Origin of the sequence: Mesorhizobium sp. M0698 (genome assembly GCF_040320455.1) — a bacterium.
GTDB lineage: Bacteria > Pseudomonadota > Alphaproteobacteria > Rhizobiales > Rhizobiaceae > Mesorhizobium.
The window spans coordinates 107,820-129,837 of record NZ_JAMYPQ010000007.1; the positions used below are offsets into that span (position 1 = coordinate 107,820).

Here is a 22,018-nt window from a genome sequence, read left to right on the forward strand (position 1 = left end):
ATGTCCGAAACCGGGCACCGCAGAGGGCCATGGCCATGAAAATCGAACGCGCGGGCGAGCGGAACGCGATCGATCGACGCGTCGCGCGGACGCGCGGCCTGCTGCAGGACGCGCTCATCGCCCTGATCCCGGAGCAGGGATATGCTGCCATCACAGTCGATGACATTTGCCAGCGGGCCAATGTCGGCAGGTCGACCTTCTATACCCACTATGCCGACAAGGATGCTCTGCGCAGCGCGACCATCGAGGCGCATCTGCGGTCGATAGGCCGCAGGCGCGAGGCGGCAAGTCAAGAAACAGGTAGCCGCCTGTTCGAGTTCAGCCTGCCCATGTTCGAGCACGCACATGCATTCCGACCGCTTCACCACGCATTGCTTGCAAGCAGCGGCGATACGATCCACGACGAATTGCGTGAGCGTATCCGGCGAGGCGTCCGGGAAGAACTCGTCGAGAAACGGATCGGCGATCGCGGCATGCCTGCCGAATTCGCCATTCAGTTCATCGCCGGCGCATTTCTTGCGGTCCTCGCCTGGTGGGTCGCCACCGACATGAACCTTTCACCGGCACAAGCAGACGACCTGTTCCAGAGGATGGCCGGAAAAGGCATTGGCGCCTGACTAGTCGTCGGCTATCGAGCTTGCAATGATCGAATCCGATCGCCCCATGTCGACCGGCGATGTCAAATGGACAAGCTGTTTTCGGTTGCCTGCAATCAATACATAAAGTTTGGAGACCTGATCTCCATTCCGGTCCTCGCTGATCTTTTCGGCGTCCGTCCGGGCGAAGAAACGCTGTTCGAATGTCGCGCGGTCGACGTCGAACAGCCTGATGGAGCAGGTCTGCACGGCCTTGCCGCTTAAGGTGGCTTTGGTCACCGCGATCATGGTTCCGGCAGGTAGATCATTGCCAGTCACCGTCCATCCCTGAAAGGCATCCACGTCATCGACTGGAGTAAGCGCTGCGTCACCGGATAGCGGTGTCCATCCACGCGTCTTGGCCACTGCGGCGGTTCGCTCGAAGTCTGGACCATGGGCAAGACAGGTTTCGTGAAAAGCTTCTAGCGCCAGATCGACATTGTCGGCATGCGCCGGCGTCAGGCAGACGCCTGCGAGCGCAAAAGCCAAGAGGGCTTTCCACATATCAGTTCCACCTCGCGCTGAAGAGCGAGCCACCGGTACGATTAAGATGGACCCATTGGTACCCTGGTCAAGCGGTGGCCAAGGCGTCGACCTGCAGAATAACATGGGCGCGCCTCTCATGTTGGCTCGGGCATGCTGCGGGCTACTATGGCCCGTCTCGTCGTTCCTCCGGCGGACGAACCTTGCGGAACATCGCAAGCAGAAGGATGTCGTAGACAATCTTCAAGGCGCCGGCGATGAGCAACGGCCAACCGAAACCGGACATTGCGAGCAGCGAGCCGGCAAGCATCGGGCTGGCGGCTGCCGCGAGGCTGCGCGGGACAGCGGTGACACTCGCGGCTGCGGCCCGCTCACCAGGCGATACCACGGCCATGACGTAGGAGGTGCGGGTCGGCACATCCATCTGCGACAAGGCGCTCCTGATCAGCAGAAGTATGATTACGGGACCGAGGCTCGGCATGAAGGGAATGAGCAAAAGGCAAAGGCTGGATGGCAGGTGCGTGAACACCATCGTGTTCACCAGCCCGATCCGTTTAGAGATTTGTACGGCCACCAGATACGACCCAGCCGAAAGGATACCCGTCAAGAAGAAGATTGTGCCCGTCGCGGCGAGCGATAGGCCGAACCGTTGGAAAAGCCAAAGAGCCAACAATGACTGAACCACGAAACCGCCCGCAAAAGCGTCAAGGCTGAAAAGCGCAGCGAGCGTGAGGACGATGGTTCGGGATTTGCGTAGTGGCTCCGCCGGTACCGCACTCGCATCGAGCGGCTCGTCCGGCAGTTTCCGATAAAGGAGCAGCGCTCCTAGTCCCAGAAAGGCATAAAGCAGGAAGGCGATCTGGAGAGCTTGCTTGATATCCAGGCCGACAACCTGTCGGAGAATGTCAGGGGCTCCGGCCGCAAGAGCACAGACCGCCCCTACAAGTGAGCCGACAAGGCTGTAGCGTGCAAAGAGCGCGGTGCGGTCGCGGTCAGTGACACTATGGGCGAGTTGCGCATGCTCCAGCGGCAAAAACACACTGACGTCGCCAGAGGATGGATTCAGCGTTCCGACGAATGCGACAAGGAGCAGGGCCAGAAATCCTGAACCAACGCGAAGGCGATCCCGGTGGCGACCATCAGGAGGGCAGCTGCGATCAGCAGGGGGCGGCGGGAGAAATGGTGTGCGACAAACCCGACGGTCAAGGTGAGCGCCGCCGAACCCGCGAGCGTCGCTGTCGTGAGAATCCCGATCTTGAAAGCGTTGAAACCAAGTGTGGCCAAATAGGCGGGAAGCAGAAGACTGACGAGTCCGTCGCCGAATGCCCTCAATCCCCTGGAATCAACAGAAGGGCAGCTGCCGGCCTGGCACCGGCAGGCAGCAGCGAAAACCGCTGTTTGACCGCTGGTTCGCGCGAAGCATTCGTCGGCGTCTGGGCTGTCAGGGATGCCTCCTGCCGCAGAGGGGTTTGCGCCCGCGGCACAGCTTAGATCGATCCCGTTGCAACACCATAGAGCACGCCGAGGATCGAGCATGTCGCGAGCACAGGGATCATGCCGATCTTGAAACGGAATACCGCGAGCAGCGCCCCGAGCGTCAGCACCAGAGACTGCAGGTTGATGGAGTTGAACACGGGAACGTCCAGCGTCATGCCAAGCCAGCTGACCTCACGCAGCTCGCTGAACAGGACGTGAAGCGCGAACCACACCGCCAAGTTCAGGACAACACCGACCACTGCTGCCGTGATGGTCGCCAGGGCAGCCGAGAGGGCCTTGTTGCCGCGGAGCGCCTCGATGAAGGGTGCGCCGAGAAAGATCCAGAGGAAGCAAGGCGTAAAGGTAACCCAGGTCGTCAGGAGACCGCCAAGCGTGCCTGCGAGCAGTGGATTGAGGCCAGCCGGCGCACGAAATGCGCCCATGAATCCGACGAACTGGGTGACCATGATCAGCGGGCCGGGTGTCGTCTCGGCCATCCCAAGCCCGTCCAACATCTCACCGGGCTTGAGCCAACCGTAAGTATCGACGGCCTGCTGCGCGACATAAGCGAGGACCGCATAGGCCCCGCCGAACGTGACGACCGCCATCTTGGAAAAGAACAAGGCGATGTCGCTAAACACGTTGCCGGGGCCAACAAACACCAGCAAGCCGACAACGGGTATGAGCCACAGCAGCAGAAACACCGAGGCGATCTTCAGCGCCCAGCCAACGGACGGTCGGGCGTGTGCAGGCACGTCTTCGCCGAGCGCGGTATCGGCATCAGCCACCTGTTTGCCTGTGATCTTGCCGTGTCCATTGCCGGTTAGGAACGGAGCCAGTCTCGCGCGGCCGCCGACAAAGCCGATGACTGCGGCGGCGAGGATGATCAGCGGAAAGGGCACGTGGAAGAAGAAGATGGCCACGAAAGCCGCCGCCGCGAGCCCGATCATAACGTTGTTCTTCAGCGCACGCTTGCCGACGCGGACGACAGCCTCGAGCACGATCGCAAGCACAGCGGCCTTCAGCCCGAAGAACAACGCCTGGATTGCGCCGACATGGCCGAAAAGCGCGTAGATCCAGCTCAGCGCCATGATGGTGATAACACCTGGAAGCACGAAGAGGATGCCCGCCACCAGCCCACCTCTGGTCTTGTGCAGGAGCCAGCCAATATAGATAGCGAGTTGCTGGGCTTCCGGGCCCGGCAGCAGCATGCAGTAGTTCAACGCATGCAGGAACCGCGTCTCACCGATCCACCGCTTTTCCTCGACCAAGATCCGGTGCATGACGGCAATCTGACCAGCCGGGCCGCCGAAGCTCAACGCGGCGACACGCGCCCAAACCCGAGTAGCTTCTCCGAACGAAATGCCGTGGGCGGGTATGCCCGCATGCGGAGCTGTTGCCGAGTCGATACTCTTCACCCTCATCGGCTCGTTCATTTTCTTCACCCTCGTTTCGAGCGGAAATATCGATAGAGGTTGTCGAACACCGAAGCGCCCTCGGCGATCCGTTGCTCGTCTCCCGCATTGGCCATGGCGATCCCGGCGATCAGGCTGGCGATGCCGGTGGTTTCCTCGCGACTGAACTTGGCGTCCTTGAGGTCGATGTCGTGGACAATCCCGGCGATGGCCTGCAGCGCCGGGTCGACTATGCCACTACGATTGAGCAGCACCTCGAAGCTGCAGCGGTCTCCCTCATGGGTGATTTCGCCTTCGAACATGTCGAAGCGCAATTCTCCCTCCTTCGGCGCGTATCCCTTGCCCGCCACGAAGCGGATCGTTGCATCGGCATCGATGAAGCGATGGATGAGCCAGCTGCAGGCGATGCGGTCGACATGCACGTCCCGGCGCGTGACCCAGGTCCGGCCCTTGAGCTCACCCGGCTCGGCCGCCTTCTTCGGTTCGTTGGTCATGGCCTTGTCCTCTATAAGCTGAGCCTCGAGCTCGGCGATCAGTCCCTCGGCGGCGAGCCGCCCGCTGGCGCCGAAAAAATCGATCGTCACGACGTCGGCGAGCCGCTTGCGCAAGCGGCCGAGTTGCGGACGCGCTTCCGCATGTTTTTCCGATGTCGCGTCGGTCTTGATCGCTGCGGCCAGATTGCGCGCTTCCTTGACGATCTCCGCATAGTCGGCGTCACGGGCTGCGTCGAAGAGCGCGCGGACCTGCACGTCGGACAAACCATCTACGAGGCGCGCCTCGCACATCATCGCCTCGCCGCCGCCGGCGACGATCTCCTTGAGAAGCCATTCGAAATCCTCCTGCATCTCGGCATTGGCCGGCAGGGCGTAAACGGTGCTTTTGACTGCGACCGCGCCGATACCTTGCAAACGTCGCCAGATCTTCACCCGGAAGTAGGCGGGCTTGCTTGGCAGCTGATGGATCAGGAGCAGCCAGCGCTGCTCCTGTGATTGCCCCTCACTCATAAGTGAACCGTATCACGAACAAAGCCAAATGCAACACTTGTATCATATTCGATTCAGGCATAGCGTTCGCCTCCTCACGGATGGGCCGTGCCGCAGAGCGGGGGGGAAACCGATGCCACACCAGATCATGCCGCTGCCGTTCAAGCCGCCTCGGCTCGTCGGCCTCTCCGAGCGGCTGTTGGCAAGCCACTACGAAAACAACTACGGGGGTGCCGTTCGTCGCCTCAACGCCATCGAACAGCGGCTCGACGGGCTCGACTGGGGCGCGGCGCCAGTCTTCGACATCAACGGTCTGAAGCGCGAGGAACTGGTCGCCGCCAATTCAGCGATCCTGCACGAGATCTATTTCGATGGGCTCGGTGGCTCCGGCGATGCCGGAGGCGATCTCGCCACAGCGCTGGAGCGCGACTTCGGCAGCGTGGCCGCCTGGCGCGCCAAGTTCATGGCCTGTGCCAAGGCGCAGGCCGGAGGCTCGGGGTGGACCCTGCTGGTGTGGTCGGAGCGCCGCGATCGGCTGACGATCCAATGGGCGGCGGATCACACCAACTGTCTCGCCGGCGGCATGCCGATCCTTGCGCTCGACATGTACGAGCACGCCTACCACATGGATTTCGGCACCAAGGCCGGCGCCTATGTCGATGCCTTCATGAAGAACATCCATTGGGAACGAGTGGCTGCCCGCCACCGCCGAACCGTCGCGCAGCGTGATCCTTCAACAGGATCGGCATCGGACGACACGGTTCCAGTAATCGCGCCGGAGGAACTGCGGGCGCGCCTCGATCGAGGAGAAGATCTCGTAGTGCTCGACGTCTGCCTCGCCGAGGATCTGGCAAAGCGCAGCGATATGCTGCCAGGGGCCAAGCTGCGAGCACCCGAGAAGATCGCCGATTGGGCGGGTGAACTGCCGAAGGGCAGACCGGTCATCGTCTATTGCGTCTATGGCTTCCAGGTCAGCGGTGATGCCGTTGCCGAACTGCGCCGCCGCGGCGTCGATGCAAGCGCGCTTTCAGGCGGCATTGCCGCCTGGCATGCGATCGGCGCGCCAACTGTCCCTCTGGTGATGAGCGAAGAAAGGATTGCGTCATGAAGTGGGTTACCCGAGAACGTCCGGTCATCGACCGCATCGCCTGCCCCTGGCTGATTGCGCGCTTTATCGACAAGGAACCTGAGTTCCTCTTCGTGCCGCCAGATCAAGTGGTCGGTGTCGCCCAGGAAACGGGCGCGACGCCGTACGACGTGCCTGGCGTCGAATTCACCCATGTCGGCGACGGCTGCAGTTTCGATACCTTCGTTTCGAAATACGGCCTCGAGCGCGACCCGGCGATCGTGACCATTGCCGCGATAGTGCGCGGTGCCGACACGGACCGGCACGATCTCACGCCACAGTCGGCGGGGCTGCTGGCGATCTCCATGGGTTTGCGGGACCTGACGCCTGACGACCACGAGGTGCTGAAGCACGGCTTCGTCATCTATGACGCGCTCTACGCGTGGGCTTCGGGCCGCAGAGCGGAAACGCACAGCTGGCCTCCCGCCACGAAGCCAGCAGCCGCATGACGAATTGGGCAATGGGGGCAGATCACAAGGAGAAATCCCATGCATGCAAAACTCGTGACCGGAGCAATGCTGATCGCGATGTCGGCGCTGCTCCAACCGGCATCGGCGGCACCCGATTGGCAAACAATCGCTAAGGCGCTCGGCAAATCCGGAACCGAGACGCCTGATGGCGTCTACCGGGTCGGGCTGCCGCGAACGGACCTGAAGGTTTCGCTCGACGGCGTGGCCCTGAAACCCGGATTTGCGCTTGGAGGCTGGATCGCGTTCGAACCCATGGGAGATCAGGCAATGGTCATGGGCGACATCGTTCTGACGCAGGACGAGGTGAACCCGGTCATGAAGAAGCTTGAAGAAAGCGGGATCGAGATCACTGCGGTACACAACCACTTGCTGCGCGCGGAGCCGATGACACTCTACATGCACGTCTTCGGCCAGGGCGACCCGGTTACGCTCGCCACAGCGCTTCATGCCGGATTGGCGCTGAGCAAAACACCGATGGGAGGCGGCGCCCAGCCGCAAACCGCACCACAGATCGAGTTCGACACGGCCGGTGTCGACCAAACCGTCGGTTATAAGGGTAAGGCCAATGGTGCGGTCTACCAGTTCACGATCTCGCGCGCTGAGCCGGTCGAGGAAAATGGAATGGAAGTGCCGGCGGCCATGGGCTCGGCAATAGCGATTAACTTCCAATCGACAGGTGGCGGCAAGGCGGCGATCACGGGTGATTTTGTGCTGACAGCAAAGGAGGTCAATCAGGTTATCAAAGCCATGCAGGACAACGGCATCGAGATCACCGCGTTGCATAGCCACATGCTCGATGAGCAACCGCGGCTCTTCTTCATGCATTTCTGGGCGTACGACGATGCGCAGAAGCTGGCGAAAGGACTGCGCGCAGCCCTCGACAAGGTCGCCGTCAAAAAGAGCTAGATTGGGCGTCCGCGCGCGCGTCCAACGGCGGAGTTCGGCCGGCTCGGAGGGATCGTCGGCCTTCTTCCCGCCGCCTCGGGAATGGTTCGCTGGCACGGCGTCTTTCTGCCACCAGCATTGCGCCTGAGATCACCTTTCCATCGCACACGAGACTCAAGGGGCGGGCCGGGCTTTTGCGAACCGACGCGTTCGGAACGATCAAAGGCCCGCTTCGTTCTGATCGGATGGACTGGATTAGACTAGGCCTCCTGGCGTTGGCGGGGTTCCTCACCTGGACACTGAACACCCTCTCGGCCGGAGGCGGAGGTCTATTGCTGATCCCCGCCGTGACTTTCATCACAGGGAGCGCGGCGGTTGCGCCGGTCATCACCTTGACCGAGCTCATCGGCAATCCCATCCGCGCCCTGGCCTTCCGGCGCGACATCGATTGGAGCCTGGTCCGTTGGTACCTGCCCGGCGCCATCGCCGGTGCCGCGGCGGGCTCCTGGCTCTTCGCCAACAGTCGGGCGGAATGGCTCCAGATACTCATAGGGATCTATCTGATCAGTGCAGTCTGGGAATTTCGCGGCGGCGCGCGCGAGCGGAGCTACCGAGCCCGCCGCTGGTGGTTCCTCCCGGCCGGCCTGATCGTCGCGCTGTTGTCGGCGCTGATGGGCTCGGTGGGACCCGTCTTGAATTCGCTCTATCTGAACTACGGTTCGGAGAAGGAGACGTTGGTCGCCACGAAATCCGTGAACTCGTTTGTGACCGATGTCGTCAAGGTCGCGGTATTCACCGGACTCGGCGCGCTCGGTGGTCAGGCGGCCATGTACGGCGCAGCCGCGGGTTTGGGCGCTGCGCTTGCCAATCTGCTGGCCAAGCCCTGGCTCGAACGCCTGAGTGGACGACAATTCCGCGGCCTTGTGGTCGCGCTCATGGCTGTGAGTGGAGCGCTGATGATCTGGAACCAGCACAGCTTCGTTATGCAGGCCTGGCGCGCGGCCACGGGAATGTCTTAACAATGTCGCTGTTGGCTGGAGCGCTGCGCCGTAGCTTGGTTGGCCGGTCGCGCGATGCGCAGAAGCTGGCGAAAGGCCTGCGCGCAGCCCTCGACAAGGTCGCCGTCAAAAAGAGCTAGGCTTCCCGTCCGCGTGCATCAGACGGGCTCTTGGGCTGGTTCCTTCGAACCAGCCGACCTAACCAGCTCAGCTTCGAGAAGGTTCGCGACGTCAGATCACGCTCAGCGTCACGGCGGCAAGAACAAGATAACGGCCGACCTTGGCGGCAGTGACCAGCAAAAGGAAAACCCGAAAAGGCTCGCACAGGACGCCCGCGACGACAGTCAGGGCATCACCGACAACCGGCAGCCAACTCAGCAGGAGCGACCATTTTCCATAGCGCCGATACCACATTTGCGCGCGGTCCAGTTGCGCGTGGTTCATCGGAAACCACCGTTGGCCCCGAAAGCGCTCGATGCCTCGCCCGAGCCGCCAGTTGATCACCGATCCAAGCACGTTGCCGACGCTCGCGACTCCGATGAGCAGCCAGGGCGAGTAATCCGCAAACAGCAGCCCGACCAGCACTGCTTCCGATTGCATCGGCAGGATCGTAGCGGCGAGCAAGGCCGCCAGGAACAGACCAGCATAGGCCGCGAGATCGGTCATTGAACCGCATATCCGCCAGTCGACCTAATGATGGTGACCTTCGGGTTCGACCATCTTGAACGGCAGCACCTGTTCGCGATCTTTCGCGGTCAGCACCAGACTTGCCTGGAACTCATGCGGTTCGGCAGGGGCGACGGTGCTCTCAAGGCGGTGATGGTTGTCGCCGACAGGTTCGAGGCGAAGCGTCTCCGGCCCGCCGGGCCGGTCGATGATCACCGTCGCTGCCAGATCATTGGCGTGGCGATCGATGGTCAGCCGTATCCGCTCGCCGGCCGGTGTGTCGACGATTTCCAACGTCCCCGCAGCCAGACCGCAGGCGACCTTAAAGGGCTCCGGCGCATGATGGTGAGCATGAGAGGTTTCCGCGCCAGTGACGGCCGGCGCGGCCGGGCTCAACAGGCGGACATTGGCTTCCACCAACGCCGGCAAATGGGCGAACAACTCCTGCTTGAGGGCATCGGTTACGCCCAGCACGTCCTTGGCCGTCGCCATCTCCGGAACACTGATGGCGACGTCGGCATGCAGGCGATGTCCGATCCAGCGTGCCTGCACGCTTTCAACGCGCCCGATGCCCGACACATGCTCGGCGGCATGATGGATTTCGTCGATGATGGCGGGCTCGACACCATCGAGCATGCGCGTCAACACGGCTTTCGACGACTGCCAGACGATGGCGAAGATCGCCACGGTGATCAGCAGTCCTATGATCGGATCGGCAAGCGGAAAGCCCAGCCATACGCCAATAGCGCCCAGCACGACCGCGAAGCTGGTAAAGCCGTCGGTGCGAGCATGGTAGCCGTCCGCGATCAGCGCAGCGCTGTTGATCTCTCGCCCGACGCGGATACGAAATACGGCGACCGCTTCATTGCCGATGAAGCCTATGAGGCCGGCGATGGCGACCCAGCCAAGAAATGCGATGGGACGCGGATTGATCAGCCTGTCGATCGCCTCATAGCCAGCGACGATGGCACTGAAGAGGATGATGAGAACGATGACGATCCCGGCCAGATCCTCGACCCGGCCCAGGCCATAGGTGAACGTCTTGCTCGGTTTGCGGCGGGCCAGCACGAACGCGATCCACAGCGGAATAGCAGTAACCGCGTCGCCGCCATTGTGGATCGTGTCGGCCAGCAGCGCCACGCTGCCGGAGAGGAACACTACCACGAGCTGAAGCCCTGCCGTAATGGCCAGAACGACGAATGACCATTTGATCGCCCAGATGCCGCGCGTTGTCGTGGCGATCGTCGGATCGATGACGCCGTGTGTGTGGCCATGGCCGCCATCACCGTGATCATGTCCGTGGCCGCCCATGCCATGCGTCATCGGGCCAAACCCGAACCAATCGCGAACTTTGTCCATCTGGCGCTTCTCACAGGTACTTGGTGATGTCCTTGAACTCGTCGATCGAGCGGCGCTGCTCGCGCGCCAGCGGCCCGACGACGTCTTCAAGGCAATGGTTGAGATGATCCTGGATCAGGGTCTTCTTGGCTTGCGAAATGGCCTTCTCGACAGCATGAAGCTGCTGGGCAAGGTCGAGGCAGGGCCGACCCGCTTCGATCATTTCGATGACGCCCTTGAGATGTCCGTCGGCCCGTTTCAGGCGCTTGACGATATCGGGGTGGGTTTCGTGGACGTGAGATTGCTGGCTCATATCTTGATACTATCCTCCTGGAGGGGATACGACAAGCCTCAGAGCGGCCTCGATTCTGGTTTAAGCAACAACCATTCGTTAGGATTTGGAGAATAGTCGCCGCTCATGCCGAATCGGATCAGCGGCGCAGCTCTTTGTCTCGTCAAAATCCCTTACGGCAAAGGTTTTCAATATCCGCTTTTGCCAGTCCTTCGATGCCGAGTGCTGGAAGGATATTGTTGTCTCTCTTGAGATCGCGACCATAGGCTGCCGAGAATATGTTGATTCCAGACTCATGGAGGATCGCTGGATTTCCACTGATCTTCCCCAAAAGTACCGTCGGTAGCAGCCCGAAAGGAACGTCCTCGAGAACATAGCGGCTTTCGATAGTTGACGGGCCGAAGCCGCCGCGGCCTTGGCGATCCATCTCCTGGTTCATTTCCGAAACGGTGCCAATGGGGACGTGAAACGACAATGAAAAATGCTCTTCAACTGTGCGCACGGCAATTCCAAAATGGGCGGCGATCGCCAATCGTTCGGCGTCCAGAGCCTCGACAAAGCGTCCGACGGCCGGCGTGACGTTTCCACCCTGGCTCCACTGCTCGGCCTTCTCCATGCGTGTGAGATTGAGAAGGGCAATCCCCAGATGGTTCTGCGGATTGAGGTTGCTGAGCGCGATCGCAAGCAGGCCGTCGCGCTTGACGAAACGATCGCCGAACAGGGCCGTACAAAGCTCGAATCCTTGGTCCAGCGCATCGAAAGGCAGCGTCGCAACATCAAGCTTCTGGCGAACGGTGACAACATCGATTTCAGTCGGTCCGAGCTGGCGGCCGGTCACGAGCGTTGTGCCCCAGACGACGATTGGCAGGCTGACCTTGCGCTTTGCCAGTTGCTTGGAGAGATACAGCGCCCCGAAAGAACTATGCGAGCTGATGATGACCGGTACACCCTCGCTCAGATAAGGAGTGGCAGCATCCATCACCATCTTGTGGCCGTAAGCCGGCAGCGCGATCATCACCACGTCCGCATTGGCAATGGCATCTTTACAATCCTTGGCGATACGCACCGACACCGTTGCCTCGATAGCGCCCGTAGCCGTTAGCGATTCGCCGGTGGCCAGTGCCTTGGTGCGCTCTCCCGACGGCGACCAAAGCATTGGATCGTGCCCCGCCTCCGCCAAGTAGGCAGCAAGGCCGTAAGCAATTGCGCCGGCCCCCAGAATACTCACCCTCATAGGATTTCTCCTGTTCCAGTCTTTATGTATCGCAGCGCGGCGACCGCCATTGCATGCACGCCCAGCAGGCAGGCACAACTCGATCGAAACCTATCGCTTCCTTGAGCCTGGCTACCCATGAAATCGTCATCCATGGGGTTCAGCTGGAACGCGTTCGAGCCACACGGCCGAGACGGCCGGCGACGCTCTGTGGGCTTGCGAATCATTCCGACCGTACGGCGAATCACCGAGGCGTCTCCGGCCATATTATTTCCGCCTTGACATATATCAAATCCGCATGAGACGATCTTATCCATACACAACGCGCATGTAGGCGTAAATGGAAACACGAGATCTACAGGCCTTTCTTGCTGTTGCTGCCAGTGGCAGCATCACCAAGGCTGCCGAGATGCTCGGGTGTTCCCAGCCTTCGGTGACACGCACCATTCAGGATCTCGAGGCGGAGCTCGGCTTCGAATTGCTGCACCGTGTCGGTCGGCGGGTGCAGTTGTCCGAGGAGGGTGTGGCCTTCGAGGAGGAGGCGCGGCGCTTGCTGATGTCCTTCACCGAGCTAGCGGCGCGGGCCAAGATGATTGCCGCCGGCAAAGGTCGGATTCTGCAAATCGTTGCGACCTCTGCGATCGGAACTGGCTTGATCCCGACGGCTATGGCCGAGCTCAACGGTGTCGAGCTTCCAGACGAGACGCATCTCGGGCAGTTTCTCCCCTCGATCGTCGCGCAGGAAGTGCGCAGCGGACGTGCCGAGATCGGGTTTTCGAGCTTGCCGCTCGATACGCCCGGTCTGGATGTCCTGAGGCTCTATTCGGCGCCTGATGTTGCTGCCGTGCGGGAGGACGATCCGCTGGCTGAACTTGACGTCATACCGCTTTCCGCTTTTGCCGGTCGCCGCGTCGCCACATTGCTCAACCCCCTACGTTTCCAGTTGCATGTCTCCAAGGCATTGGCGGCCAGGGGCATCGACACCGGGCCAGTGATCCGGACGAATACAGCATATGGCGCGTTGCAGATCGTTCGGCGGACTGGCGTTGCGGCTGTCATCGATCCTCTCACCGCCTATGGCGTGGCCTTGCCCGGGGTCGTCATTCGCCCGATCGACGTGACCGTTCTTTTCTATTGGGGCGTTGTGGCTGCCGAGAAACGCCCCCTCCGTCCAGTCGCGCAGGCGTTGATGGATGCGGTCGAGGCGGTGGCTGAACGGTCGATCGTCGGCTTCAAGAAACTAGATCCGACCCTCGCTGGCCAATTGGTGAACGATCCTGCATCCGGCACAAATCACGGAACGGGAATATGAAGCATACCCCCGCCGCGCCAACGTCGACAGGTCTTGCTGCGCTCGAAGCACAGTTCGCGCAGGATCTCGACTTTCTCGAACTGCCCGCCAAGCCATGGGTTCCCGCGCGTTCGCGCGATGGCGTGCCGGTCCGTGATGTCGTGGTGATCGGCGCCGGCATGTGCGGACTTGCTGCCACGGCAAAGCTGGTACTGACCGGGATAACCAATGTCGTGGCCTATGATGCGGCTAGGGCCGGGCTCGAAGGACCATGGGTAACGTTTGCCCGCATGCAAACGCTCCGGTCGCCGAAAACCCTGCACGGTCCGTCGCTTGGCCTGCCGCAATTGACGTTCCGCGCCTGGTTCACGGCGCAATGGGGCGTTGAGGCCTGGCGGTCGCTGGACAAAATCCCCAAGGGCCAGTGGATGGACTACCTGGTCTGGTACCGCAAGGTTCTCGGTCTGCCGGTGCGCAACAGCGTGCGCATGACCGGACTGGCACCCGTTGGAGATCTGATTGCGATCGATGTCGAGGGCGCGGAAACCGGCCAGGTCCTCACCCGTCGTCTCGTTCTGGCCACCGGTCGGTCCGGTTTGGGCGGTTTTGCCGTGCCCGATTTCCTCAGCGGCATCGATCGTGCCTATTGGGCCCATTCTGCCGACGACATCGATTTCGATGCGCTGAAAGGCAAGCGCGTGGCGGTGATCGGTGCCGGTGCCTCTTCCATGGATAATGCCGCAACGGCACTCGAGGCGGGAGTCGGCTCTGTTGACATGTTGATCCGGCGCAAGGAAATGCCGCGCATTAACAAGCTGACCGGCATTGGCAGCCCGGGTGTTGTACTCGGCATGCATCACTTGCCCGATGCCTGGAAGTGGAAATTCTTCGATTATACCGCCTCGACCCAGACACCGCCGCCGCGTTCATCGACACTCCGCGTGTCTCGCCACCCCAATGCTCGGTTCCTTCTTGACTGCGGCATAGTTGCGGTGAAGGAGGAGGCAGGGACCCTGCTGGTGGAAACCACGCAGGGGCCGATTCGCTACGACTTCCTGATCGCGGCAACCGGCTTTTCAAATGACTTCAGCGGCCGCCCGGAATTTGCGGCGATCGCCCCACATATCCGCACCTGGTCGGATGGCCGATATAGGCCGGATATGGGGCCGGCTCGTGCAGGCATGTCGGACGCGCCGGATCTCGGTCCCGCCTTCGAGTTTCGCGAACGCGTCCCCGGCTCCTGCCCGATGCTGGCGCATATCCACTGCTTCAACGACGCCGCCATGCTGACCCACGGCAAGGTCTCCGGCGACATCCCAGCCGTCAGCGCCGGGGCCGACCGTCTGGTCCGCGGCATTGCCGCATCGCTGTTTGCCGAAGATGTCGAAACCCACTTCGCCAATCTGATCGCTTACGACATCCCGGAACTTCTGGGGGACGAATGGGTCGATTCAACGTTGCATAAGGAGGCCGCACTGTGATCGACGCCATGGATAAGGCCGCGGGGATTTCCCCGGACGATGCTCTTTTCACCGCGCGTCGGTTTCGGCCCGAATTCGTTCAAGGGGCGGAGGAATGTCGCCTCTCAGTCCTACAGCCGGCAAACGATCAGGGGCTAGCGCCGAATTTGAGGGTTGCTCTGGCCCATCGCATGGCCGCTCTGAATGCTGATCCAGTCCTGATGGCCGAATATGATGTGCAACTGGCTCAGCTTGGTTCGACGGAGCAGCTTCTGGCCTTGGCCCGCGGGGAAAAGGATCTGGAGGAACCGTTGGCGACCATCGCCAGGCATGTCGACCTGATCACGCTGACACCGAAAAGGGCGGAGGCGAGCCACATCGCCCTGCTCGCCAAAGCCGGGTTGAACAATCCGCAGATCGTCGCGCTCTCCGAACTGATTGCCTTCATCAACTTCCAGACGCGGGTGGCGACGGGCTTAAGACTGATGAGGTCGGCATGATTTCCTCGGTGCGCCTGAAGCCGCTGAACTGGCAGCCATACATCGCGCCGGTCGAGCTATCCGAGGCCACGCCGGAACAGCTCAATGCGATGAAGGTTACACCCTCCGCCAAGAAAGTTTCGGAATATGTACGGACCCTTGTGCATGATCCGGAAAGCTATCTTGCCCGCACCATCTTGTTCAACGCGATCATGTACGTCGAGGGTGGGCTCGCCCGTCCCGATCGCGAGCTTGGCGCCTTGGGCGCCTCGATGGTCAATGGTTGCAAATTCTGTGCCGTTGTTCACGCCCGCCGACATGCGGAGTTGACCAAGAGCGACGATGTGGTCACCGCGCTGTACCTCGACGAACCCGAAAAGCTTGGGCCGCGCGATGCGGCAATCTACAGCTTTGCCCGCCGGCTGTCGGCGGCGCCTTCGGAAGCGACCGCAGACGATATCGCCACGCTGCGATCCGTCGGCATGAATGATGCCGAGATCATCGACCTTATCCACGCCATCTCGATCTTCGGCTGGGCAAACCGGCTGATGCACGTTCTCGGCCATGCGGAGACCGGGAAATGACATTGCGTATCATCACCACGCCCAGGCGTCTCCAATCAGAGCCAGCTGAACTGGTGGCTCATAAGGATAAGAGGGAACCAATGCAGATGAGTTCTTGGCTGCTCCGCAATCATCCAGCTGTTCTGGCTGTTTGTCCCTCCTCTAGGAAATGAAGGACACCAATCAGAAATGCTCGAACTCAAAGATATAAAACTGTCCTACGGAAGCACGCAGGTCCTGAACGGCGTTAATCTTTCGGTGAAACGCGGAGATGTGGTGTCGATTATCGGGCCTAGCGGCACCGGTAAGACCACGCTGCTGAAGTGCATCAACTACCTGGCCAAGCCGTCATCCGGGACCATCGGGTTCGATCAGATCCAGATGGATTACCAGCATGCCGACAAGACCGCGGTCCAGGCGATACGGTTGCGAACAGCCATGGTCTTCCAGCAGTTCAACGTCTTCAAGAACATGACGGTGATTCAGAACGTTATGGATCCGCTCGTTGTGGTGCAGCGCAAATCCAGGGAAGAAGCGCAGGAAATCGCCCAACGGGAGCTTGAGCGGGTTGGCCTCTCCTCGAAGCGAGACAGCTACCCATCCCAGCTCTCGGGCGGTCAGCTCCAGCGTACCGGTATTGCACGTGCGTTGGCAGTTCGTCCGGATGTGATCCTCTTCGATGAGCCCACGTCATCGCTGGATCCTGAACTTGTTGGCGAAGTTCTGAAGGTGATTAGAGACGTCACGTCCTCTGGCATCACTTCGCTGCTTGTGACCCACGAGATGCAATTTGCAAAAAGCATCTCAAACCGCATCGTCTTCATGGATCGGGGCGTCGTTGCCGCCGATGGCAGTCCGGCTGAGATCTTCGATGCACCTTCCAGCCCAAGACTTGCTCAATTCCTGCAGTCAGAACTCGCATTTCAATAGTCCAAACAAGAAGGGAACCAAGAAATGTCTGCTATCAAATCCAATTTTTCCCGTCGCTATGCCTTGGCTGTCGCTGGCAGCATCGCAATTGCCCTTGCAACCGCAGGGATCAGCTATGGTCAGACCGTTCGCACGATCAAGATCGCGACGTCTGCCGAATCCAAGCCGCTGGCATGGGGCGCGATCGGCGTCGAGCCGCAAGGCTATGAGCCCGATCTTCTGAGAGCGATCAACGCAAAGCTCCCGCAGTACAAGTTTGAGATGGAAGGTGTTTCGGATATCGCGCAGGAAACCGGCCTCGCCACGGGCAAGTACGACATCGCGGTCGGTGGCTACTACAAGTCGCCTGAGCGCGCCAAGCAGTTCTTCATTCCGGAAAACCCCATGGGCGCCAGCCTGATGAAGATCTACAGCAAAAAAGGCAGCGGCATAAAGGAAATGAAGGACTTGGTCGGCAAGAGGATCGTTCCGACCACGGCCGGCGGTGGAACATACAAGTTCATCATGAATTGGCAAAAAGAAAATCCACAATACAAGCTTGAAGTAACGGCATCTGGCGCCGGTATTCCCTATCCGAACCGCCTGGACGAAGTTCAGAACGGCAAATTCGACGCGCTTGTCTTGCCGTCTAATCTCGGTGAGCAGACCGTCATCGAGGAAAAGAAGCTCGATATTGTGGCATCCGATCCGGTCTTCAGCAACAACACCTACATGCTGATTCACAGGTCGGACGAAAACAAGGTTTTAGCCGACGACGTGAACAAGGTTCTCAAGGAATTAAAAGACGATGGCACGATCGAAAAACTCTCGCAGAAATGGTTCGGCGAGGACATCGTCAAATACATGAAGTAACAGGACCTTTCGCCACACTATAGCGATAGCCAGCGGTAAGGCTGAATTGAAAGAAGGAGCGTTTCAAAGTGGATGTTTCTGCTATGATTCCCGAGCTGCTCTCGGCGTTGCCGCTGACGCTCGCCATTACCTTTACGGCCATGGTCGTCGGCTTTTGCTTGGCTCTCGTCGCGACAACACTCCGGGTTCGGAGGATACCGGTAATCAGTCATCTGACTGACCTCTACGTGTCCTATGCCCGGAGTGTTCCCGTCGTCCTGCAGTTGTTCGTCGCGTTCTATGGGCTGCCCTTGTTGGTGATCCTGTTCGGCGCCAAGGATTTTATTTCTGCAACGATCGCTGCGATGGTGGGGCTGAGCCTCTATCATGGAGGGTATCTGTCGGAAGTCATGCGACCTGCATACCTGGCCGTCGATCGCGGCCAGCATGATGCGGCCGACAGTCTGGGATATACCTTCCGCCAGAAAATCACCCGCGTCGTTGGCCCGCAAGCGGTGCACTTCGCATTGCCGGGCTATGGAAACTCCATCATCTACCTGATCCATAACGTTGCGCTGGTCATGTACATCGGGGCTGCGGACGTGATGGCGACCGCGCACTTGATCATGGAGCGCGACTATAACCAGTACCAGTTCGAAACGTACCTCGTGCTGGCGGTTATCTATTCGCTGATGTGCCTTGTCGCGTGGCTCGTCGTGCGCTTCTTCGAGCTCCGCTCCCCGATGCAAGCGCCAGAGACAACGACAACAGCTCAGATCAAGAACGCGGCCGTCGCGAGCGTGTGACGTAACGAGGGTATTCGACCATGTTTGATACCGACATTTTGCTCCAAGACTCGCGGGAAATTCTGGGCGCCGTACCCGTAACGCTTGCCATGGCGTTCACGATTTTCGCCCTGTCGACGATCGTCGGCAGCCTTTTTGCGCTCGTCGAACATAGGCGGATTCCCGTGCTGCGAGAGCTCATCATGGCCTACAAGGTCGTCTTCAAGGGCGTTCCGATGGTGATCGTGATTTTCCTCGCCTATTTCGGTCTGCCCCCGGCACTCCAGTTCCTGCTCTCGTTGCTCGGGATCAACTTCAACGCCCACGAAACGCCCAACTGGGTAATCCTTGTCATTGCAGTCACCGGTTGTGTTGCGGCGTTCCAAGCGGAGATCATCAAAGGAGCCCTCAACGCCTTCGATACCGGTCAGTCGGACGCCGCCCATTCGCTGGGCTATACAAGCGGCCAACTGTTCCGACGGATCCTATTTCCCCAGGTGGCCCTCACCGCAATTCCAGACCTGACAACCTCGATGATGGTGATCATGAAGGCGCTTTCCCTCGGGTTCGCCATCGAGGTTGTCGACATCTTCGCCCAGTCCCAGTTGACCGCCGCGCTGAATTACTACTACCTCGAAGCGTTCGTGATTGCCGTCGTGATCTACATGGTGATTGCCTATATCGTCACACAGATCGCCGACAGACTGGAGCAAGCCCTTAGGGTGCGGACGTGAGGGCAAGCATGTGGCACAGGATAGCCAAGCTTCGGATATCGAGCCGCACCTGGGAGGCAATTCTTTTGGGGATGAAAAGCTTGAGGCGAACCTCAAATAGCCGATGTAGGTACTGGTGATTTGACGCGATTCCGTGGATAGCGGTCCTCCGCCATCACCATCCCGCCCGACGACGCTACGATGTGCATGCTCGGACGGGTGGTCGGAATCGAACCGACACTCCTTTCGGAACTGGATTTTGAATCCAGCGCGTCTAGCAGTTTCACCACACCCGCAAGGTGCTATCTCATTGACCTCTTAACGCTCTCATACTGCACCTAGGTAGAAAGTGGCAGTTTGAGAATTAGGCGGCCGTCAACTCCTAACCTATTGAACTCTAATCCTATTGCCCTGCGTGCTGAAGCTAGACGCATCCTGATTTTGAGCGGCCAGTTGACGGCCGTCCAAAATGATTATTAAGTTCGGTCATAGAACGAATTAATCGGAGCCGCTGTTGAACGACGTCCCGCGCATTTCTCGTCAGTTCTCGCAGCGCTCCGTCATGGAGGCGATCGTGCAAGGCGGGCCGATCTCGCGCGCTTCGATCGCAAAGCAGACCGGCTTGTCCAAGCAGACAATCTCCGAGATCGTCAGGACACTCGAGCAGGAAGGCTGGGTGCAGGAGACAGGGCGCACGAGCGGACATGTCGGACGCACGGCTGTCACTTACGAACTCGTATTTGACGCGGCCTACATCGCGGCCGTCGACCTCGGCGGCGCCAAAGTCCGGGTCGCCCTCACCGATCTTGCCTGCCAGATATTCGCGGAGGAAACGGCGCCGACCGATCCTCGGGGCGGACAGTTCATCGTCGACCAGATCGTGGATCTGGCGCTTCAGGCGGCCGAGAGGCACCGAATCTCGCGCACAAAGATAAGGCTGGCGGTGATTGGTGTTCCCGGCGCACCTGACAAGAAGACGGGCCGCGTCCTGCTTGCCCCGAATATTGCCGGCTTTGGCACGATGAATGTCGTTCGCGCTTTCGAGCAGGCATTCGGGTTTCATGTAGTGATCGAGAACGATGTCAATCTGGCGGTGCTCGGCGAGAACTGGCAGGGGTGCGGCCGCGGTATCGACAATCTCGCCTTCATAGCGCTGGGTACCGGTATCGGCAGCGGCCTCATGGTTGGAGGCAATCTGGTGCGGGGCGCCAGCAATGCAGCCGGCGAGATGGGCTTTTTGCCGATTGGCGCCGATCCTTTCGCGCCGACATCGTTGCGCGCCGGCGCTTTCGAGCGCGTGGTCGCAACCAACGCCATGGTTGAACGCTACGCAGCGCTGACGGGCAACATCGTCAACGTGCCGACGATTTTCCACAGTGCATTGGCCGGAGACAGGCATGCCGCGACGGTGCTCGAAGAAACCGCGCGCTACCTGGCGCAAGGCATTGTGGCCATAGCGGCAATTGCCAATCCGCAAAAGGTCGTCCTGGGCGGCTCGATCGGGCTGCGGCCGGAAATCCTGTTGCGCGTTAGGGACCTGCTGCCGCGCTGCTTCCCCTATCCTATCGCCGTTGAGGCCAGCGAACTGGGGTCGCGGGCAGCGCTCATCGGCGCTGCCGCCATCGGGCTCAGCCAGTTGCACAACACACTGTTCGGCGTCGACGCGCCCGACGGACGCATTTCGCTCCCCCCAGCCAGTTCGGCCGTGCTGCGCGAGGCCACGCTATGACCGCCTTAAAGGACATCACCGCCCGCTTGCGCGCCGCCCTCGATCGCGACGCAGCGGTGGAGCTTCTGCAGGGGGCAATCGGCCGCGAAAGCATAACCGGTCACGAAGAAAACTTTGTCGCCTTCCTTGAAGACCGGATGCGCGTGCTTGGCTTGAGCGAAATTCGGCGTGCGGAATTCGCGCCCGGCCGGCCCAACGTCTGGGGTGAGCGCAAAGGTGCTGGCGCCGGCAAGCGGCTGCTCTTCATCGGCCACACCGATACGGTCCATGTCGAGGGCTGGCGCGAGCACTGGGCTGGCACCACCAAGCAGGATCCGTTTGCCGCGCCAATGATCGACGGGCAGATCTGGGGCCGCGGCGCTGGTGACCTCAAGGCCGGCATCTGCTCCGCGCTGTCGGCACTCTCTCTGCTCGACACCGCCGACATCCAACTGGCCGGCGATGTTGCCTTTGCCTTCGTCGGCGACGAGGAGAGCGGCCAGCCTGGAACCGGCGTCTCCGCCGGCATCAAGGACTTCGTCGGCCGCATCGAGAGAGGCGAAGTCTTGGCGCCCGATTTCGTCGTCTATGTGGAGCCTACCCGCCTTTCGGTTTATCCGGCCCAAATTGGCTTCTTCATTACCGACATCACCATCACCGGACGATCAGCCTATTTCGGCGTACCCGAACTCGGCAAGGATGCCTTGCGTGCAAGCCACGCCGTGATGAGCGCGCTATGGAAGCATTCGGAAGATGTTGCAACAAGAGCCGAGCACCCGCTGATTGGGCGTGGCTTCCTGCTGATCACCGGGCTTGCGGGCGGCGGCTACATCGCGGTGCCCGAACGCTGCACGTTGTCGCTGATCCGCAAGCTGTTGCCCGGCGAGTCGCTGGACGAGGCCGCCGCCGAAATCGAGGCAGTGGTGCGCGGCGCCATCACCGATCCCGAAATTATGTTGGCGTTCGCCTATCCGGCAGGCCGCGATCATCCGCTCGGGGGTAACGCCGCCGAGATTGCACCTGACAGGCCGGAGGTCGGCGCTCTTGCTGCCGCCATGGCCCGATCGATGGCTGGTCGCGGCGCCATCGAAGGCGCGCCATTCTGGTCAGAGTCATCATTTTTCACCAACCGGCTCGGCATCCCCGCCGTGTACTGCGCGCCAGGCGACATTCGCAACTGCCACACCTTCGACGAACACGTCGATGTCGAGGAATATCTGGCGGGCGTCGTAGGCTTCGCCCGGTTCATGGTGGAGTATTGCGGCGTTACGGAATGAA

22 protein-coding genes, 1 tRNA gene and 1 pseudogene are annotated in these 22,018 nt (G+C 60.5%); 15 read left to right on the forward strand and 9 right to left on the reverse strand.

Annotated elements, in window-relative coordinates; translation table 11 throughout:
- The first annotated feature begins 29 nt into the window (after positions 1–29).
- Entirely contained in the window at positions 30–617 is a 588-nt protein-coding gene (locus NKI16_RS16820) for a TetR/AcrR family transcriptional regulator (RefSeq protein ID WP_352842439.1), read from the forward strand.
- On the opposite strand, the gene NKI16_RS16825 is transcribed toward NKI16_RS16820, so the two are convergent.
- The 4 genes and pseudogenes from NKI16_RS16825 to NKI16_RS16840 form a co-directional block, all read right to left on the reverse strand.
- The gene (locus NKI16_RS16825) at positions 618–1,139 is read right to left on the reverse strand and encodes a hypothetical protein (RefSeq protein WP_352842438.1); all 522 of its coding nucleotides are present in this window, start codon (positions 1,137–1,139) and stop codon (positions 618–620) included.
- Positions 1,140–1,284: 145 nt separating this feature from the next.
- Positions 1,285–2,450: pseudogene (locus NKI16_RS16830) on the reverse strand (MFS transporter).
- Between the two features lie 155 nt (positions 2,451–2,605).
- Positions 2,606–4,018, reverse strand: a complete 1,413-nt coding sequence (gene chrA, locus NKI16_RS16835) for a chromate efflux transporter (protein ID WP_352644500.1) — start codon at positions 4,016–4,018, stop codon at positions 2,606–2,608.
- Between the two features lie 17 nt (positions 4,019–4,035).
- The gene (locus NKI16_RS16840) at positions 4,036–5,013 is read right to left on the reverse strand and encodes a chromate resistance protein ChrB domain-containing protein (RefSeq protein WP_352699565.1); all 978 of its coding nucleotides are present in this window, start codon (positions 5,011–5,013) and stop codon (positions 4,036–4,038) included.
- A gap of 112 nt (positions 5,014–5,125) precedes the next feature.
- Between NKI16_RS16840 and NKI16_RS16845 the strand changes: the two genes are divergently transcribed.
- From NKI16_RS16845 to NKI16_RS16860, 4 genes are all read left to right on the forward strand, one after another.
- Entirely contained in the window at positions 5,126–6,100 is a 975-nt protein-coding gene (locus NKI16_RS16845) for a Fe-Mn family superoxide dismutase (protein WP_352622633.1), read from the forward strand.
- Entirely contained in the window at positions 6,097–6,567 is a 471-nt protein-coding gene (locus tag NKI16_RS16850) for a chromate resistance protein ChrB domain-containing protein (RefSeq protein WP_352699562.1), read from the forward strand. Before NKI16_RS16845 ends, NKI16_RS16850 begins: the two co-directional genes overlap by 4 nt.
- A 39-nt stretch (positions 6,568–6,606) precedes the next feature.
- Positions 6,607–7,494, forward strand: coding sequence for a DUF1259 domain-containing protein (locus tag NKI16_RS16855; protein WP_352699560.1), 888 nt, complete (start codon positions 6,607–6,609; stop codon positions 7,492–7,494).
- 224 nt (positions 7,495–7,718) lie between these two features.
- The gene (locus tag NKI16_RS16860) at positions 7,719–8,492 is read left to right on the forward strand and encodes a sulfite exporter TauE/SafE family protein (protein ID WP_352699748.1); all 774 of its coding nucleotides are present in this window, start codon (positions 7,719–7,721) and stop codon (positions 8,490–8,492) included.
- A 210-nt stretch (positions 8,493–8,702) separates the two neighbouring features.
- On the opposite strand, the gene NKI16_RS16865 is transcribed toward NKI16_RS16860, so the two are convergent.
- The 4 genes from NKI16_RS16865 to NKI16_RS16880 all read right to left on the reverse strand — a co-directional run bounded on the left by NKI16_RS16865 (position 8,703) and on the right by NKI16_RS16880 (position 12,001).
- On the reverse strand, positions 8,703–9,137 hold the full coding sequence (locus NKI16_RS16865) for a YqaA family protein (protein ID WP_352699558.1): 435 nt from the start codon (positions 9,135–9,137) through the stop codon (positions 8,703–8,705).
- 24 nt (positions 9,138–9,161) lie between these two features.
- Positions 9,162–10,496, reverse strand: a complete 1,335-nt coding sequence (locus tag NKI16_RS16870; protein WP_352699556.1) for a cation diffusion facilitator family transporter — start codon at positions 10,494–10,496, stop codon at positions 9,162–9,164.
- Positions 10,497–10,506: 10 nt separating this feature from the next.
- Positions 10,507–10,788 (reverse strand): metal-sensing transcriptional repressor, encoded by a 282-nt coding sequence (locus NKI16_RS16875; RefSeq protein WP_352622689.1) that lies wholly within the window; start codon positions 10,786–10,788, stop codon positions 10,507–10,509.
- A 142-nt stretch (positions 10,789–10,930) separates the two neighbouring features.
- A complete protein-coding gene (locus NKI16_RS16880) occupies positions 10,931–12,001 on the reverse strand; it encodes an NAD/NADP octopine/nopaline dehydrogenase family protein (RefSeq protein WP_352644367.1) in 1,071 nt (356 codons plus the stop codon).
- 319 nt (positions 12,002–12,320) lie between these two features.
- Here NKI16_RS16880 and NKI16_RS16885 point away from each other — a divergent pair, with 319 nt between their 5' ends.
- From NKI16_RS16885 to NKI16_RS16920, 8 genes are all read left to right on the forward strand, one after another.
- Positions 12,321–13,292 (forward strand): LysR family transcriptional regulator, encoded by a 972-nt coding sequence (locus NKI16_RS16885; RefSeq protein ID WP_023679362.1) that lies wholly within the window; start codon positions 12,321–12,323, stop codon positions 13,290–13,292.
- Positions 13,289–14,752, forward strand: a complete 1,464-nt coding sequence (locus NKI16_RS16890; RefSeq protein ID WP_023679363.1) for an NAD(P)-binding domain-containing protein — start codon at positions 13,289–13,291, stop codon at positions 14,750–14,752. The genes NKI16_RS16885 and NKI16_RS16890 overlap by 4 nt, the downstream gene beginning before the upstream one ends.
- Complete coding sequence (locus NKI16_RS16895) at positions 14,749–15,231, forward strand: CMD domain-containing protein (protein ID WP_352622741.1); 483 nt, start codon at positions 14,749–14,751, stop codon at positions 15,229–15,231. Before NKI16_RS16890 ends, NKI16_RS16895 begins: the two co-directional genes overlap by 4 nt.
- On the forward strand, positions 15,228–15,794 hold the full coding sequence (locus NKI16_RS16900) for a peroxidase-related enzyme (protein ID WP_023679365.1): 567 nt from the start codon (positions 15,228–15,230) through the stop codon (positions 15,792–15,794). The genes NKI16_RS16895 and NKI16_RS16900 overlap by 4 nt, the downstream gene beginning before the upstream one ends.
- A 168-nt stretch (positions 15,795–15,962) precedes the next feature.
- Positions 15,963–16,703 (forward strand): amino acid ABC transporter ATP-binding protein, encoded by a 741-nt coding sequence (locus NKI16_RS16905; protein WP_023679366.1) that lies wholly within the window; start codon positions 15,963–15,965, stop codon positions 16,701–16,703.
- 24 nt (positions 16,704–16,727) lie between these two features.
- Positions 16,728–17,555 (forward strand): transporter substrate-binding domain-containing protein, encoded by an 828-nt coding sequence (locus NKI16_RS16910; protein ID WP_352923429.1) that lies wholly within the window; start codon positions 16,728–16,730, stop codon positions 17,553–17,555.
- Between the two features lie 68 nt (positions 17,556–17,623).
- Positions 17,624–18,340: an amino acid ABC transporter permease gene (locus NKI16_RS16915; RefSeq protein ID WP_023679367.1), complete on the forward strand. Its 717-nt coding sequence runs from the start codon at positions 17,624–17,626 to the stop codon at positions 18,338–18,340.
- A 20-nt stretch (positions 18,341–18,360) separates the two neighbouring features.
- Positions 18,361–19,053 carry an amino acid ABC transporter permease gene (locus tag NKI16_RS16920; protein WP_352699551.1) on the forward strand — a complete coding sequence of 231 codons (693 nt, stop codon included), beginning with the start codon at positions 18,361–18,363 and terminating at the stop codon, positions 19,051–19,053.
- Positions 19,054–19,246: 193 nt separating this feature from the next.
- Here NKI16_RS16920 and NKI16_RS16925 read toward each other — a convergent pair.
- A tRNA-Leu gene (locus NKI16_RS16925) sits at positions 19,247–19,328 on the reverse strand.
- A 218-nt stretch (positions 19,329–19,546) separates the two neighbouring features.
- On the opposite strand from NKI16_RS16925, the gene NKI16_RS16930 reads away from it, so the two are divergent.
- Both NKI16_RS16930 and NKI16_RS16935 read left to right on the forward strand, forming a co-directional pair.
- Positions 19,547–20,761, forward strand: coding sequence for an ROK family transcriptional regulator (locus NKI16_RS16930; RefSeq protein WP_352699549.1), 1,215 nt, complete (start codon positions 19,547–19,549; stop codon positions 20,759–20,761).
- A complete protein-coding gene (locus NKI16_RS16935; RefSeq protein WP_352699547.1) occupies positions 20,758–22,017 on the forward strand; it encodes a M20 family metallopeptidase in 1,260 nt (419 codons plus the stop codon). The genes NKI16_RS16930 and NKI16_RS16935 overlap by 4 nt, the downstream gene beginning before the upstream one ends.
- The last annotated feature ends 1 nt before the right edge of the window (position 22,018 follow it).